General features: G+C 67.3%; 14 protein-coding genes and 1 tRNA gene. 9 read left to right on the top strand and 6 right to left on the bottom strand.

The features are described 5' to 3' along the window. Positions 1-27: 27 nt before the first annotated feature. A tRNA-Ser gene (locus tag O0J73_RS18160) sits at positions 28-120 on the bottom strand. Positions 121-264: 144 nt separating this feature from the next. Here O0J73_RS18160 and dnaX point away from each other — a divergent pair. The 4 genes from dnaX (at position 265) to O0J73_RS18140 (ending at position 3,756) form a co-directional block, all read left to right on the top strand. Then, positions 265-2,316: a DNA polymerase III subunit gamma/tau gene (gene dnaX / locus O0J73_RS18155; protein WP_308309304.1), complete on the top strand. Its 2,052-nt coding sequence runs from the start codon at positions 265-267 to the stop codon at positions 2,314-2,316. Positions 2,317-2,322: 6 nt separating this feature from the next. Next, positions 2,323-2,643, top strand: a complete 321-nt coding sequence (locus O0J73_RS18150; protein WP_004154630.1) for a YbaB/EbfC family nucleoid-associated protein — start codon at positions 2,323-2,325, stop codon at positions 2,641-2,643. Positions 2,644-2,729: 86 nt separating this feature from the next. Continuing rightward, on the top strand, positions 2,730-3,329 hold the full coding sequence (recR, locus tag O0J73_RS18145; protein ID WP_008267969.1) for a recombination mediator RecR: 600 nt from the start codon (positions 2,730-2,732) through the stop codon (positions 3,327-3,329). 67 nt (positions 3,330-3,396) lie between these two features. Then, positions 3,397-3,756 carry a histidine triad nucleotide-binding protein gene (locus O0J73_RS18140; RefSeq protein WP_133933945.1) on the top strand — a complete coding sequence of 120 codons (360 nt, stop codon included), beginning with the start codon at positions 3,397-3,399 and terminating at the stop codon, positions 3,754-3,756. A gap of 78 nt (positions 3,757-3,834) precedes the next feature. Here the strand turns inward: O0J73_RS18140 and O0J73_RS18135 are convergent, their stop codons facing one another. Genes O0J73_RS18135 through O0J73_RS18120 form a run of 4 tightly spaced genes read right to left on the bottom strand, consistent with a single transcriptional unit; the run spans position 3,835 to position 8,201 of the window. After that, positions 3,835-4,362 carry a Slp family lipoprotein gene (locus O0J73_RS18135; RefSeq protein ID WP_008265847.1) on the bottom strand — a complete coding sequence of 176 codons (528 nt, stop codon included), beginning with the start codon at positions 4,360-4,362 and terminating at the stop codon, positions 3,835-3,837. Further along, positions 4,359-6,308 carry a DUF3488 and transglutaminase-like domain-containing protein gene (locus O0J73_RS18130; RefSeq protein WP_197563608.1) on the bottom strand — a complete coding sequence of 650 codons (1,950 nt, stop codon included), beginning with the start codon at positions 6,306-6,308 and terminating at the stop codon, positions 4,359-4,361. The genes O0J73_RS18135 and O0J73_RS18130 overlap by 4 nt, the downstream gene beginning before the upstream one ends. Next, positions 6,301-7,245, bottom strand: a complete 945-nt coding sequence (locus O0J73_RS18125) for a DUF58 domain-containing protein (protein ID WP_004154635.1) — start codon at positions 7,243-7,245, stop codon at positions 6,301-6,303. Before O0J73_RS18125 ends, O0J73_RS18130 begins: the two co-directional genes overlap by 8 nt. Positions 7,246-7,247: 2 nt before the next feature. Beyond that, positions 7,248-8,201, bottom strand: a complete 954-nt coding sequence (locus tag O0J73_RS18120; RefSeq protein WP_049457627.1) for an AAA family ATPase — start codon at positions 8,199-8,201, stop codon at positions 7,248-7,250. A 42-nt stretch (positions 8,202-8,243) separates the two neighbouring features. Here O0J73_RS18120 and O0J73_RS18115 point away from each other — a divergent pair, with 42 nt between their 5' ends. Continuing rightward, complete coding sequence (locus O0J73_RS18115; protein ID WP_308309303.1) at positions 8,244-10,079, top strand: glycosyltransferase family 39 protein; 1,836 nt, start codon at positions 8,244-8,246, stop codon at positions 10,077-10,079. An 88-nt stretch (positions 10,080-10,167) separates the two neighbouring features. On the opposite strand, the gene O0J73_RS18110 is transcribed toward O0J73_RS18115, so the two are convergent. Beyond that, positions 10,168-10,737, bottom strand: a complete 570-nt coding sequence (locus O0J73_RS18110) for a Maf family nucleotide pyrophosphatase (protein ID WP_308309302.1) — start codon at positions 10,735-10,737, stop codon at positions 10,168-10,170. A 112-nt stretch (positions 10,738-10,849) separates the two neighbouring features. Between O0J73_RS18110 and O0J73_RS18105 the strand changes: the two genes are divergently transcribed. From O0J73_RS18105 to O0J73_RS18090, 4 genes are all read left to right on the top strand, one after another. Continuing rightward, positions 10,850-11,359, top strand: a complete 510-nt coding sequence (locus tag O0J73_RS18105) for a YceD family protein (protein WP_049457624.1) — start codon at positions 10,850-10,852, stop codon at positions 11,357-11,359. A 107-nt stretch (positions 11,360-11,466) separates the two neighbouring features. Continuing rightward, positions 11,467-11,661 (top strand): 50S ribosomal protein L32, encoded by a 195-nt coding sequence (gene rpmF, locus O0J73_RS18100; RefSeq protein ID WP_004154640.1) that lies wholly within the window; start codon positions 11,467-11,469, stop codon positions 11,659-11,661. Between the two features lie 91 nt (positions 11,662-11,752). Further along, positions 11,753-12,730, top strand: coding sequence for a beta-ketoacyl-ACP synthase III (locus O0J73_RS18095; protein WP_004154642.1), 978 nt, complete (start codon positions 11,753-11,755; stop codon positions 12,728-12,730). 77 nt (positions 12,731-12,807) lie between these two features. After that, positions 12,808-13,590, top strand: a complete 783-nt coding sequence (locus O0J73_RS18090) for a serine/threonine protein phosphatase (RefSeq protein ID WP_308309301.1) — start codon at positions 12,808-12,810, stop codon at positions 13,588-13,590. Positions 13,591-13,622 lie beyond the last annotated feature (32 nt).

Genomic DNA, 13,622 nt, shown 5'->3' with positions numbered 1-13,622 from the left:
CCCGAAGGGCGGCCTTTTTTATTTGTCTGGCGGAGAGAGGGGGATTCGAACCCCCGAAGCGCGGTTTAGACGCTTACACACTTTCCAGGCGTGCTCCTTCAACCACTCGGACACCTCTCCGGATCCCTGCCATCGGCAAACGCCTCAGCAGGGGCGCAGATTCTAGCGGGCCGCGCGGCACTTCACAAGCACCCTGGTCAGGAACCGGCGAAGGGCGTGCCGGGGGCGAGGGGGCTGGACAGGCATGGCACAATGGAACATCCGATGGAAGACGGTGGCCTGATGTCCTATCTCGTCCTTGCCCGCAAGTGGCGTCCGAAGCGTTTTGCCGAGCTGGTGGGCCAGGAACACGTGGTCCGCGCGCTCAGCAATGCGCTGGACAGTGGCCGGGTCCACCATGCGTTCCTGTTCACCGGTACGCGTGGCGTGGGCAAGACCACCATCGCGCGCATCTTCGCCAAGTCGCTGAACTGCGAGCAGGGCACCAGCGCCGACCCGTGTGGCCAGTGCGCGGCCTGCCTGGACATCGACGCCGGCCGTTACATCGACCTGCTGGAGATCGACGCCGCGTCCAACACCGGCGTGGATGACGTGCGCGAGGTGATCGAGAACGCGCAGTACATGCCGTCGCGCGGCAAGTTCAAGGTCTACCTGATCGACGAAGTGCACATGCTGTCCAAGGCGGCGTTCAACGCGCTGCTGAAGACGCTGGAAGAGCCGCCGGAACACGTCAAGTTCCTGCTGGCCACCACCGACCCGCAGAAGCTGCCGGTGACCGTGCTCAGCCGCTGCCTGCAGTTCAATCTCAAGCGCCTGGACGAGGATCAGATCCAGGGCCAGATGACCCGCATCCTGGCGGCGGAAGACATCGAGGCCGACGACAGCGCGATCGTGCAGCTGGCCAAGGCCGCTGACGGCAGCCTGCGCGACGGCCTGTCGCTGCTGGACCAGGCGATCGCCTATGCCGGCGGCGCGCTGCGCGAGGACGTGGTGCGCACCATGCTGGGCACCGTCGACCGCACCCAGGTGGCGGCGATGCTCGATGCGCTGGCCGAGGGCGATGGCCCGCGCCTGTTGCAGGTGGTGGCGGCGCTGGCCGAGTTCTCGCCGGACTGGAGTGGCGTGCTGGAAGCGCTGGCCGAAGGCCTGCACCGTATCCAGGTGCAGCAGCTGGTACCGGGTGCGGCGGTTGCCGAAGGCCTGGATGCCACCGCCTTTGCCGAGCGCCTGCGCCCTGAAGTGGTGCAGCTCTGGTACCAGATGGCCTTGAACGGTCGTCGTGACCTGCCGCTGGCGCCGAGCCCGCGTGCCGGCTTTGAAATGGCGGTGCTGCGCATGCTGGCGTTCCGTCCGGCCGCCGCGGTACCGACGGTACCGAAGTCGGTGGAAGGTGCAGCAGGAGGCAACGTTGCCGGTGGTGGCAGCGGCGCCGGGACCCACGAGGCGACGCCGGCCGCTGCCGCCGCTTCGGCAGGCCCGGCCGCGACGGCACAGGTGGCTGCCCCGATGCAGGCCGCGCCGCGCGAACCCGATCCCGAACCTGAGCCGGCCCCGCAACCGGAGCCGGACCCGACACCGGAACCCGAGCCGGTGCCGGTGCAAGAGCCCGTGCAGCCGCCACCGATGAAGGCCGAGGTGGAAGCGCAGGTGCCGCCGGCTGAGCCAGCAGCGAGCGACGACCTGCCGCCGTGGGCTACCGATGAGGCCGAGGCGCGCGACGAGGCGCTGGCGGTCGAGATGGCCAGCCCGGACGCGGCCATGGTGGCGCCCTGGCAGGAACCGCCGAGCCCGGCAGCAGTACCTGCTGATGCGGAACCTGTCGAGCGGGAGCGCCCATTCCGCACCGAAGGCATCGCCATCGCCCCGGCCGAGCCGGCGATGGTGCTCGACGCCGCGCCGCTGGAAGGTGTCAGCGAACTGGCCAGTGCCGAGGACTGGCTGGATCTGGTCGCCAACAGCGGCCTCAGCGGCCCCTCGCGGCAGTTGGCGGCCAACGCGGCGTTCATCAGTTGCCAGCACGGGACCTTGAAACTGGGCCTTTCGCCCGGATTTGAATACCTGCGCTCCGAGCGCGCGCTGGCTGCCCTGGGCGAGATGCTGCAGAAGGCCCTTGGCCAGGCGCCGAAGATCGTGGTCGAGACCGTGGAAACCGAACACGTTCCGGCCGAGACCCTGCACCAGCGGGCGGACCGCCAGCGTGGCGAGCGGCAGCAGGTGGCAGAGGCCGTTTTCATGGACGACCCGGAAGTGCAGGTGCTGATCCAACAGCACGGCGCGCGGGTTGTTTCCGATTCCATCCGTACTTTTGACGAGTAAGACACCATGCGCGGAAACATCGCCCAACTGATGCAGCAGGCCCAGAAGATGCAGGAGAACCTGCAGAAGGCCCAGGAAGAAATCGCCAAGATCGAAGTGACCGGCAGTGCTGGTGGCGGCATGGTCAGCGTGACCCTGACCGGCGCCAAGGAGTGCCGCAAGGTGCGCATCGACCCGTCGCTGGCCAGCGACCCGGAAATGCTGGAAGACCTGATCGCGGCCGCCTTCAATGACGCCTCGAACAAGATCGATGCCGAGTCGAAGTCGAAGATGGGGTCGGCCACCGCCGGCATGCAGCTGCCGCCGGGCATGAAGCTGCCGTTCTGATGCGTGATATGGCACCCGGTTGCCGGGTGCCATCGACTGCTCCAACCCCCGGTCGAGCATGGCTCGACCCTACAAAGCCTGTCGCCGTGTCCGCACCCCTGCTTGAACAATTGATCGACGCACTGCGGGTGCTGCCTGGCGTTGGCCAGAAGACCGCGCAGCGCATGGCCTACCATCTGCTCGAGCGAGAGCGCGAAGGTGGCCAGCGCCTGGCCGAGACCCTGGCGCTGGCGGTGGAGCGCATCGGCCACTGCGCACAGTGCCGCGACTTCAGCGAAACCGAGCTGTGCCCGACCTGTGCCAACAGCAGCCGCGAACGCAGCCAGCTGTGCGTGGTCGAATCGCCGGCCGACCGCCTGGCCATCGAGAACGCGACGGGGTTCCGTGGGGTCTACTTCGTGCTGCAGGGCCGGTTGTCACCGCTCGATGGCATCGGTCCGCGCGAACTTGGGCTGGAGCAGCTGGAGAACCGCCTGGCCGAAGGCGAGGTGCAGGAGTTGATCATTGCCACCAGCGCGACCGTCGAAGGTGAGGCCACCGCGCACTACCTGGCGCAGCTGGCACGCGCGCGCAAGGTGCAGCCCAGCCGCCTGGCGCAGGGGCTGCCGCTCGGCGGCGAGCTTGAGTATGTCGACCGCGGCACGCTGTCGCACGCGTTCGGAACGCGCAGCGAATTCCGCGATTGAGCATGCGCGGGGCACGCTCCAGCGCGGCCGGCCTACAATGCGGAAGACATCCCCGCCGAGGCCGACCATGAGCACCGAAACCCTCTTCAGCAAGATCATCCGTCGCGAGATCCCGGCCACCATCGTCTACGAGGATGACGAGGTGCTGGGCTTCAAGGACATCGCGCCGCAGGCGCCGGTGCATGTGCTGTTCATTCCGAAGAACGAGATCATCCCGACCCTGGACGACCTGCAGCCGTCGCAGGCGCACCTGATCGGCAAGCTGGCACTGGCCGCGGCCGAGTACGCGCGCCGCGAGGGTTTTGCCCAGGACGGCTACCGCATCGTGATGAACTGCCGCGAGCATGCCGGGCAGACCGTGTTCCACATCCACATGCATCTGCTGGCCGGTGGACCGCTGGGTCATTTCGGTTCGCCCGGGCGCTGAATCCCCTGTCCACGCTCTGCGTGGATGAAAAAAGGCCGCCCGAGGGCGGCCTTTTCCGTCATGCATGCCGGCTGGCGATCACCACCAGCCCCAACGGCCGTAGCCGCCCCAGTACGGGCCATACGGGCCCGGGCCCCACGGACCATAGGGGTAGGGCACCACATCGACCTGGCGCTGTTCCGGCCACAGGTAGATCACGTCGGCCGACAGCTTCGGCAGGCGATAGTCGTAGTCGCCGATGCGGGTGTTCTGGTAACCGTCGATCTTGCCGATGAAGGTCACGTCGCGGCCGGCTTCAAACACAGCCGGGTCGTAGAAGCCGGCGCGGCAGGCGATGAAGCGGCCGTCGCTGGCGTCGGACGAGGTGGTGTTCGGGCGGCCACTGGCGTTGAGCGGGCGCGAGATCATCTGGAAGCAGGTCTCGCCCTGGCCAGGCTTGGTTTCGATGATGCGACCGCCCCAACGGACCGGCGTGCCGACCTGCTGGGTGGCGACCGAGTCGCGGGGAGAGACCAGGCTGAACTGTCCCTGCAGCGGCTTGGGAGCCGTGGCGCAGGCCGACAGGGCCAGCGTGGCCACAGCGGTGAGGAGGAACTTGGTGTTCATGGGGAGGCTCCGGAAGTCGGGCGATGCCTGCGCAGGTCCCGCAATAATGAAGCGAGGTCGGTGCAAGTTCCAGCGTAACGCGCGTCGGCGAAACGCTGGCTGAGTGCGAGGAGGGCAGGGTCGGGCCGCCGGGCGTGTACCCGATGCGCCCAGTCCCGCGCGGTTTCATGGGGCTCCCGGGCCAGGCCGAGGCGTGCATAGCGTCGCCCCAGCCGGTGCCAGGCGCGCAGCAGCGGATCACGTTCGCGTTCGCCGCGGGCCAGCAGCCAGGCCATCCAGGCCAAGGCCAGCAACGCGGCGATCACGAAGCCGGCGGCCAGCTGACCAGGGCCCAGCTCGTCCAGCCCGAACGGCTTGAGCAGCTGCTGCTGGCGGCGTGCGTCGAAGGACAGCACCAGATCGTTCCAGCCGCGGCGCAGCCAGTCGCCCATCTGCCCCAGCTCGAGCAAGCGCTGCTGCATCGGGTTGTCGGTGCCAGCCTGCAGGCGGTCATCGAGGGTATCGAGGATGCGTTCGGGCGCCACCGCAGCGGTGGGATCGACCCGCACCCAGCCGCGCTGCGGCAGCCATACCTCGGCCCACGCATGGGCATCCATCCGTCGCACGACCCAGTAATCGCCAAGGCGATTGCGGGTGCCGCCGGCAAATCCGGTGACCACCCGTGCTGGAATGCCGGCATTGCGCATCAGCACCACGAACGCGGAACTGAAGTGCTCGCAGAAGCCGGCCTTGTAGCCGAACAGGAACTCGTCGACCGGGTCGCGCCCGGCCTGCGGCGTTTCCAGCGTGTAGGAGAAATCGGTGGTGATCCATTGCAGCGCGCGGCGGACGATGGCCGCGTCATCGTTGCCTGCGTCATGCCGCCATTGGCGTGCCAGGGTGGCGGTGCGTGGATTGAAGCCATCGGGCAACTGCAGCGCCGCGCGCCGCAGATACGGCGACAAGGTGCTGTCGAAGCGCCGTGGTGGCGCCGATTGCAGCCGCCAGCGGCTGAGCGAGGCCAGCGCTCGGTCGCTGCTCAGGCTCATGTCCGCATCCAGCGTGCTGCCTGCGGGCGCCTGGCCCGGCAGGTCCAGCGCGACCAGCTGGCGACGGTCGGTCGGCTCGTAATCGATCTGGTAGTCCCAGCGCTGCGTGCCGGCCTCGACCACCGCGGGCGGCCGCCGCGCGCTGGCAGGGTCGCGCATCCAGCGTCGTCCATCGAATGCGGTCAGCACCGGCCCACGCCAGTAGCGCTGCGCCGATTCGGGTACGGCACCGAAGAACTGCACGCGCAGTGCGGGGGTGTCGTCGGCCATCAGGTCCAGCCACTGGCCCGGTTCCATGCTGTCGGACAGCCCCGGGGTGCCGACGGCGCGCTCGGGGACCCCCCACAGTGGCGTCGCCAGGCGCGGGAACAGCCAGAAGCAGGCCAGGGCCAGCGGCAGCCCGATCGCCAGCAGGCGACCCACGCCGCGCAACTGCCCGTACAACGGCACTCGGCCTGCATGGCCTTCATCCTGGGCCAGGCGTTGCAGGGCCAGCAGCGCGCTGATGCCTGCCAGCGCCGCCAGCACGGTTGTCAGCGGGCCCTGGTCGAGCAGGAACGCCGCAAACGGCGAGAACAGCGCGAAGCCGAGCAGGCTGCGGGCATCGCGAAGGCTGCGCAGCTCGCTGGACTTGATCGCCAGCATCGCGGCCAGCAGGGCGCAACCGGTATCGCGCCCGGGGCGCACCATGCCCATCTGCCAGACGATGGCGGCGAGCATGCCGAGCACCAGCAGCAGGCGTACCGGCATCGGCAGCACCTTCCGCCATGACAGGAATGCAGTCACCACCGCTGTGGCTGCGATGACGCCGGCCAACAGTGGCGGCAGCTGCAGCAGCAACGGCAACAGCGCCAGCGCCGCGCTGGCCAGGGTCCAGCTGCGGGCGCTGCGATCGATCATGGCAGGGGTCTCAGCCATGCGGCAGCAACGCCAGCGTGCGCAGGCACAGGTGGTGGTGGCCGGCCCCCTGTCCAGGGCCGATCGCAGGATGCGCCGGCAGCAGCAGGGTGTAGCGCCGGCCCTCGCGCTCGGCCACATCCACCCAGCGTGCCAATCGCGCGATGCGGGCTTCGTGCCCCAGCGGCGCCAGCGTGCGCCAGTCGAGGATCACTTCGATGCCGATCGGTTTTTCATACTCGCGTACCAGCAGGCTGTCGCGGCGCGCGGAGTGCTTCCATGAAATGCTGCGTGGCGCGTCGCCCGCGCGATAGGGGCGCAGCTGGTGCAGTTCTTCGCCACTGGCATGGGCACGCGTGTGCAGTGGATCGTTGCCGCTCTCAGGCAACGCCGGGGCCAGCGCCTCGGCCAACGGATAGACCAGCAGCGGCTGTTCCGGCCACACCCACGACCAGGCCCGCACCAACCCCAGTGGCTGGGTGGTGGACAGGCGGATGCGTGGCAGTTCCAGCCATCCGCGGCGCTCGCTGGGAACCTCCAGCTCGACCTCGCCACGCCCCTGTGCCGGCAGTGAGGTCCAGGCTTCGCTGTCACCCAGTTGCAGGTGCAGCCCATGCCGCGCACGCGGATCACGCAGCGACAGGTCCACGCGCAGGCGCAGTGGTTGCCCCGCTGCAACCGGTTCGGCCGAGATCGCATCGACCTGCACACCGGAGAGCTGCAGGTGCGCGGCGATGGCACTGGCGATCGCCGCGGCGGCCAGCAGCAGGGCCAGCAGCAGGGCCGGGTTGTTGTTGTAGTTCAACGCACCCAGCAGCATCGCGGCCAACAGGGTGGCCACGAACACCCCGAAGCGGGTAGGCAGCACATAGATGCGATGGCGGTCGAGCCGCTGCGGCAGCGATTCGGGCCGGCGCGGACGTGCCAGCAGCCGTAGTCGAGCCCAGCGTGTGGTCACCTTCAGTCCACCGCGACGGTCTGCAGGATCGCCCGCGCCAGTGCCGGTCCCGAACTGGACTCGGCCTCGGCCACCAGGCGATGCCCGGCCACCGCCACGAACAGCGTCTGCACATCCTCGGGCACCACATGGCTGCGGCCCAGCAGCAGCGCATGCGCCTTGGCCGCGCGCAGCAGCGCCAGGCCGGCACGCGGTGACAAACCCACCCGTACGCCCGCGTGCTGGCGGCTGCGGGTCAGCAAGGCCTGCACATAGTCGACCAGCGCATCACTGGCATGAATCGCACCGACCGCCTCACGCAGCGCGCGGACCTGTGTGTCATCCAGCTTCGGCACGGCGCGTGCGATCAGGTCACGGCGATCGGTTCCGCGCAGCAGCTCGCGCTCCGCCTGGGCGTTGGGGTAGCCCATCGCCAGGCGCAGCAGGAATCGATCCAGCTGCGAATCCGGCAGCGGGAACGTGCCGGACAGGTCCACCGGGTTCTGCGTGGCGATCACGAAGAAGGGATCGGGCAGCGGATGGGTCTGTCCATCCAGGGTGACCTGCTGTTCGGCCATGGCCTCCAGCAGCGCGCTCTGTGTGCGCGGTGGCGCGCGGTTGATCTCGTCGGCCAGCAGCACATGGGTGAACACCGGTCCGGCGTGAAACTGGAACTGACGGCTGCCGGCCTCGTACACCGACACGCCCAGCACATCGGCCGGCAACAGGTCGGAGGTGAACTGCACGCGCTGGAAGGTGAGGCCGAGGCTGCTGGCCAGTGCGTGTGCCAATGTGGTCTTGCCCAGCCCGGGCAGATCTTCGATGAGCAGGTGACCGCCGGAAAGCAGGGCGACAAACGCCAGCCTGACTTCCGGCACCTTGCCAAGCACCAGTGCGTTCACCTGATCCTGTGCTTCCCGCAGGGCCTGACGCAATTGATCGGTTAGCATGCTGGGATTGGGGGACGAAGCTGGCATGATCGTCTCAGTTCTGAATTCCACTTGATTATCCATAGAGCAATGCAAGGCGAACAGCGCGCGCGGGCGATTTTTCTCTGGTTGTGGACGCTGGTCACAGCGGCCAAGCTGGTGGTGGCTGCGCGTCTGCCATTGTTCGTCGACGAGGCGTTCTATTGGCAGGAAGGGCAGCATCTGGCTGCGGCCTATTCCGATCTGCCCGGGCTGACCGCATGGCTGGCGCGGCTGGGGGTGGAAATCGGCGGCCATCATGTGCTGGCGTTGCGACTGCCGTTCCTGGCCATTGGTGCACTGCTGCCATTGCTGGTGGTGCGCACGGCCACGCGGTGGTTCGGCAACGTGGCGGGCTGGCAGGCGGGCAGCCTCACGCTGTTGATGCCGCTGTCGGCGACGCTGGGCCTGCTGGCGGTGCCGGATGTGCCGATGGCACTGGCGGCGGTGATCTGCCTGCATGCCGGTGCACGCCTGCTGCACAACGTGGATGCCTCTTCGGCGATGAAGCTGGCGCTGGGCCTGATGATCGGTGCCCTCAGCCACTATCGCTTCATCGGGGTCATCGGTGTCGGCTTCATTGCCCTGCTGGCGCTGCCAAAGGGCCGGCGCATGCTCGCCGATCCGCGCGTATGGGTTGCGTTGGCCGTGGGTGTATTGGCCTGGCTGCCGCTGCTGGCGTGGAATGCCGACAACCATGATGCAGGCCTGAAGTTCCAGGTGGTCGAGCGCCATCCGTGGACCTTCGAATGGGACGGGCTGTGGTTCCTGGTGATCCAGCCGATGCTGGTCACTCCGATCCTGTGCATGGCGATGTGGAAGGTGGCGCTGGCCGGTACCCGCAGCGGCGGCGGCACGCGCGTGCAATGGCGTTACTTCGGCCTGGTGGGCGGCGTGTCCACGCTGGGTATTTTCCTGCTGGGCTTCTTCACCGACGTCGAACGCATCAGTTTCCATTGGCCGTTGCCCGGGTACCTGGCGCTGCTGGTGGCGGTGCCGGTGGTGCTCAATGGCTGGCCGCGCTGGTTGCGCCGCACCGGTTGGTGGCTGGCGGGCGCGGGCATGGTGCTGGCCTTTGGCTATTACCTGATGGCCTCCACGCCATCGCTGCGAGAGCAGATGGCGGGCAGCAAGTACTACCCGCGGAATTTCGCAGGCTGGCAGCCGCTGGCCGCCGCCGTGCGCGAAGAGCTGCAGCAGATGCCGCCCGGTACGCGCGTGCTGGCCGGCAACTTCAAGGTGGGGGCCGAGCTGGGCTTCCAGCTGGGTGATGGTGACATCGAAGTGCTGCCGCACCCGCTCAATGACAAGCACGGGCGAACCGCGCAGCTGGTGCAGTGGCAATTGCTGCACGCGGGCACACGTTCGGCGCCGACGCTGCTGGTGCTGTCGCCCAGCGATCAGCGCTACCGTGACCTGCTGGCGCGCTATCACGCCATCTGCGAGCAGGTGGGGCCCTTGCCTGCGCCGCGGGTGGTCAGCAGTGACCATGGATTCCAGCGGTTCCTGCTGTTCCGGCTGCCGCCGCAGCGTGCGCCCGGGGCATGCGTGACCCCGGCGATGGCGTGGCTGGATGCCCCTGCCAATGGCGAGAAAGTGTCCGGCACGCTCGCCATCCGCGGATGGGCCTTCAAGGACGGCGTCGGCCTGGCAGGTGTCGAGGTGCTGGTTGATGGACGCTCGATCGGCGACGCACGCTATGGCCGTGTCTTCGATGTTCGCCAGACCTGGCCGGACAGCACTGATCCGCAGCATCCGGCGGTAGGCTTCGATGCCACGCTGGACACGACTACGCTGTCACCGGGGCGGCACTGGATGGGCCTGCGGCTGCATGGCCGCGACGGCAGCGTGGAGCAGTGGCAGGAGCAACCGTTCGAGGTTCGTTAAATCCCTGCTTTTGTAGAGTCGAGCTTGCTCGACTGCTTCTGTGGCAGAGGGCCGGCGGACAGGAAAAAGCAGTCGAGCAAGCTCGACTCTACGGCACTGCGAAACCTGCTTTGCGCAGCAACCCGCACAGTGCGATCAGCGGCAGGCCGACCAGCGCGGTCGGGTCGCGGTTGTCGATTGCCTCGAACAGGCTGATACCCAGGCCTTCACATTTGAAGCTGCCGGCGCAGTCCAGCGGCTGTTCGGTAGCCACGTAACGGGCGATCTCATCCTGTTCCAGCGCGCGGAAGCGCACTTCGGTCAGGTCGATGGCCGTGAACGATTCTCCGGCGTGGCTGAGACAGATGGCGGTATGGAAGCGCACCGTCTGCCCGGACATCGCCGCCAGCTGCGCGCAGGCCGCCTCGACCGTGCCCGGCTTGCCCAGCGGCTGCCCGTTCAGGTCGGCCACCTGGTCCGAACCGATCACCCAGGCACCGGGATGCCGGGCGGCGACCTCGGCGGCCTTGGCGGCAGCCAGGCGTGTGGCCAGGGCCAGCGGCGCTTCACCGTTCAACGGGGTTTCATCCACCTCCGGGCGCGCGCAGTCGAAGGGCAGGCCCAGCCGTTGCAGCAGTTCGCGGCGGTAGCGGGAGGTGGAGGCCAGGACCAGTGACATGCGACAATACCGGGGCAGGGCGAGGCAGTCTGGCCGCCCGCGCTGCCAGCGGCAAGGCCCGTATGGCAGGCATTTGACACCGGCCCTCCCGATCCTTAGTATTCAGCGGCTTATGTCCGCGAACGTGCCCGAAACGCTGGATGCCTGGCGGATGGTTGTAGCGCGAAGGCGCTTCGACGGTCAGGTGTCCCTGGCTGAATTGACCCGCCTGCAGGGGTTGGTCGCAGATACCGACGGCGAGTGTGCCTACTCGCTTGAATTCGGTCGCGACGACGTCCTGCGGGTATCCTATGTGGAACTGACCATCGACACCGCGTTGCCGCTGACCTGTCAGCGCAGCATGCAGCGATTCCTGTTGCCGGTGAAGATGACCCAGAGGCTTGGCCTGATCCGCGACGAGGACGAGGAATCGTCCCTGCCGGAGGAGTACGAGGCGTTGCTGGTGCCGGAAGACGGCCAGCTGCGTCCGTTGGACCTGGTCGAGGACGAGTTGGTGCTGGCAGTGCCGGTTGTACCGCTGTCGCCCGATGGCGAAGCAGTCGACAAGGACTGGGCGCCGAGCGAAGAAGAAACGAAGCAGGCCAACCCGTTTGCGGCGTTGGCAGCACTGAAGAAACAATAGCAGCCGGATTGTCGTCGGCGGCTGCGGCGAAAGCGAAAGTGTGCTGGGCGCTGGCGTCCTGCGCGACGATACGACGAAGCAAAACGAACCGAGTTTGGAGCAATCCCATGGCTGTCCAGAAATCCCGTGTCACCCCGTCCCGCCGCGGCATGCGTCGTGCCCATGACGCCCTGAGCGCCAAGCAGCTGTCGACCGACCCGACCACCGGCGAAGTGCACCTGCGTCACCACATCACTGCTGACGGTTTCTACCGCGGCAAGAAGGTCATCCAGACCAAGACCTCGGCCGTCGAAGAAGATTGATGTGCCGGGAAGGCCGCTGCCTGCGGGCAGCGGCCTTTGCCTTCTTTCCCGGGCGTGCCGGTGATCGGCGGCCCGCGCAACAGGAAACATGATGAGCAAGCGGATCTATTCGAGGATCGCGGGCACCGGTAGCTATTTGCCGGAAAAAGTCCTGACCAACGCCGACCTGGAAAAAATGGTCGAAACCTCGGATGAGTGGATCCAGTCGCGCACCGGAATTCGTGAACGGCACATCGCGGCCGAAGGCGAAACCACCAGCGACCTCGGCTACCAGGCCGCGTTGCGCGCACTTGAAGCGGCCGGTATCGACGCTTCGCAGCTCGACATGATCGTGGTCGGCACGACCACGCCTGACCTCATTTTCCCCTCTACCGCATGCCTGATCCAGGCCAAGCTTGGTGTTGCAGGGTGCCCTGCCTTTGACGTCAACGCCGCCTGTTCGGGCTTCGTGTTCGCGTTGGGCGTGGCCGACAAGTTCATCCGTTCCGGCGACTGCAAGCACGTGCTGGTGATCGGCACCGAAACGCTGACCCGCATGGTCGACTGGAACGATCGCACCACCTGCGTGCTGTTCGGCGATGGCGCCGGTGCCGTCGTGCTCAAGGCCGACGAAGAGACCGGTATCCTCAGCACCCACCTGCATGCCGATGGCAGCAAGAAGGAGCTGCTGTGGAACCCGGTGGGTGTCTCGACCGGCTTCAAGGACGGCGCCAACGGTGGTGGCACGATCAACATGAAGGGCAACGACGTGTTCAAGTACGCCGTCAAGGCGCTGGACTCGGTCGTGGACGAAACCCTGGCCGCCAACGGCCTGGACAAGTCCGACCTGGATTGGCTGATTCCGCACCAGGCCAACCTGCGCATCATCGAAGCCACGGCCAAGCGCCTGGAGATGTCGATGGACCAGGTGGTGGTCACCGTCGACAAGCACGGCAACACCTCCTCCGGCTCGGTGCCGCTGGCGCTGGATGCCGCGGTGCGTTCGGGCAAGGTCGAGCGCGGCCAACTGTTGCTGCTGGAAGCCTTCGGTGGCGGCTTCACGTGGGGTTCGGCCCTGCTGCGCTATTGATAGTGCAAGTTACGACAACGTGAAGTCTGTCGTTACGGCCCCCCTGGGGCCGTAACGCGTTTTAAGGAGGACCTGTCATGGTTGAGCCCATCGTCATCGAAGGGCAGCGCGCCTGGCTGAAGCAGTACGGCAAGGGAAGCCGCGCACTGGCCCTGGGCCTGCTCAATTTTGTTGCCCGTCGTTTCCATCTGGACGCCTTGCGCCCGCCACCGCACCGCGGCGGTGATGCCGCACGCGAAACCGAAGCCCGTCGCCTCGCAGAGCTGCACGCGCAGGGCGTGAACGTGCCTGATGTGCTGGGAACCGGCCATGCGGCGCTGGTGATCGGCGACAACGGAAGTTCTTTCAATACCTGCCTGCGCGAGGCCGATGAGGCCGGTCGCGACCGGCTGGTGATGGCGGCGATGCAGGCCATCGCCGAGGCGCATGCGCGCGGGGCCTATTTCGGCCAGCCGCTGCCACGCAACCTCACCTGGGATGGCCAGAAGGTGGGCTTCATCGACTTCGAGGAAGACCCGCTGGAAGTGATGGATCTGGCCGAGGCGCAGGCCCGCGACTGGCTGATGTTCGGCTATGGCGTGGCCAAGTACTACGCCGACCGCCCCGAGCAGCTGCAGGCGATGATGGCCGAGGCGATGGGCGACGCCCAGGCGCCGGTGCGCGAGCACGTGCATGCGGTCAGTGGCCGCCTGCGCAGCCTGGCCCGGGTGTGCATGAAGCTGGGCCGGTCCGCACGCGCGCTGGCCCATTCGATCTTCATCGCCCATGGCGCCAGTACCGCCGGCGTGCTGATGCTGGTGGGCCTGTGCGTGGACTTCCTCGCCGACGGCGACCTGGACGTGCTGCAGCTGTTGTGCTGAGTGATGCGTGCCCCCGGCCCCGCCCCCGCGGG

Source organism: Stenotrophomonas sp. Sm6012 (assembly GCF_030985895.1).
In the GTDB taxonomy this organism is placed as follows: Bacteria; Pseudomonadota; Gammaproteobacteria; order Xanthomonadales; family Xanthomonadaceae; genus Stenotrophomonas; species Stenotrophomonas forensis.
This window is presented reverse-complemented; position numbering and strand designations above follow the sequence as displayed.

What these genes read in the sequence shown, in the direction of transcription:
- O0J73_RS18090 (WP_308309301.1), top strand. Translation starts at nt 12,808, where the DNA reads ATGGTTGAGCCCATCGTCATCGAAGGGCAGCGCGCCTGGCTGAAGCAG.
- O0J73_RS18130 (WP_197563608.1), bottom strand. Translation starts at nt 6,308, where the DNA reads ATGGCTGAGACCCCTGCCATGATCGATCGCAGCGCCCGCAGCTGGACC.
- dnaX (WP_308309304.1), top strand. Translation starts at nt 265, where the DNA reads ATGGAAGACGGTGGCCTGATGTCCTATCTCGTCCTTGCCCGCAAGTGG.
- O0J73_RS18135 (WP_008265847.1), bottom strand. Translation starts at nt 4,362, where the DNA reads ATGAACACCAAGTTCCTCCTCACCGCTGTGGCCACGCTGGCCCTGTCG.
- O0J73_RS18095 (WP_004154642.1), top strand. Translation starts at nt 11,753, where the DNA reads ATGAGCAAGCGGATCTATTCGAGGATCGCGGGCACCGGTAGCTATTTG.
- O0J73_RS18105 (WP_049457624.1), top strand. Translation starts at nt 10,850, where the DNA reads ATGTCCGCGAACGTGCCCGAAACGCTGGATGCCTGGCGGATGGTTGTA.
- O0J73_RS18150 (WP_004154630.1), top strand. Translation starts at nt 2,323, where the DNA reads ATGCGCGGAAACATCGCCCAACTGATGCAGCAGGCCCAGAAGATGCAG.
- O0J73_RS18115 (WP_308309303.1), top strand. Translation starts at nt 8,244, where the DNA reads ATGCAAGGCGAACAGCGCGCGCGGGCGATTTTTCTCTGGTTGTGGACG.
- O0J73_RS18120 (WP_049457627.1), bottom strand. Translation starts at nt 8,201, where the DNA reads ATGCCAGCTTCGTCCCCCAATCCCAGCATGCTAACCGATCAATTGCGT.
- O0J73_RS18110 (WP_308309302.1), bottom strand. Translation starts at nt 10,737, where the DNA reads ATGTCACTGGTCCTGGCCTCCACCTCCCGCTACCGCCGCGAACTGCTG.
- O0J73_RS18140 (WP_133933945.1), top strand. Translation starts at nt 3,397, where the DNA reads ATGAGCACCGAAACCCTCTTCAGCAAGATCATCCGTCGCGAGATCCCG.
- rpmF (WP_004154640.1), top strand. Translation starts at nt 11,467, where the DNA reads ATGGCTGTCCAGAAATCCCGTGTCACCCCGTCCCGCCGCGGCATGCGT.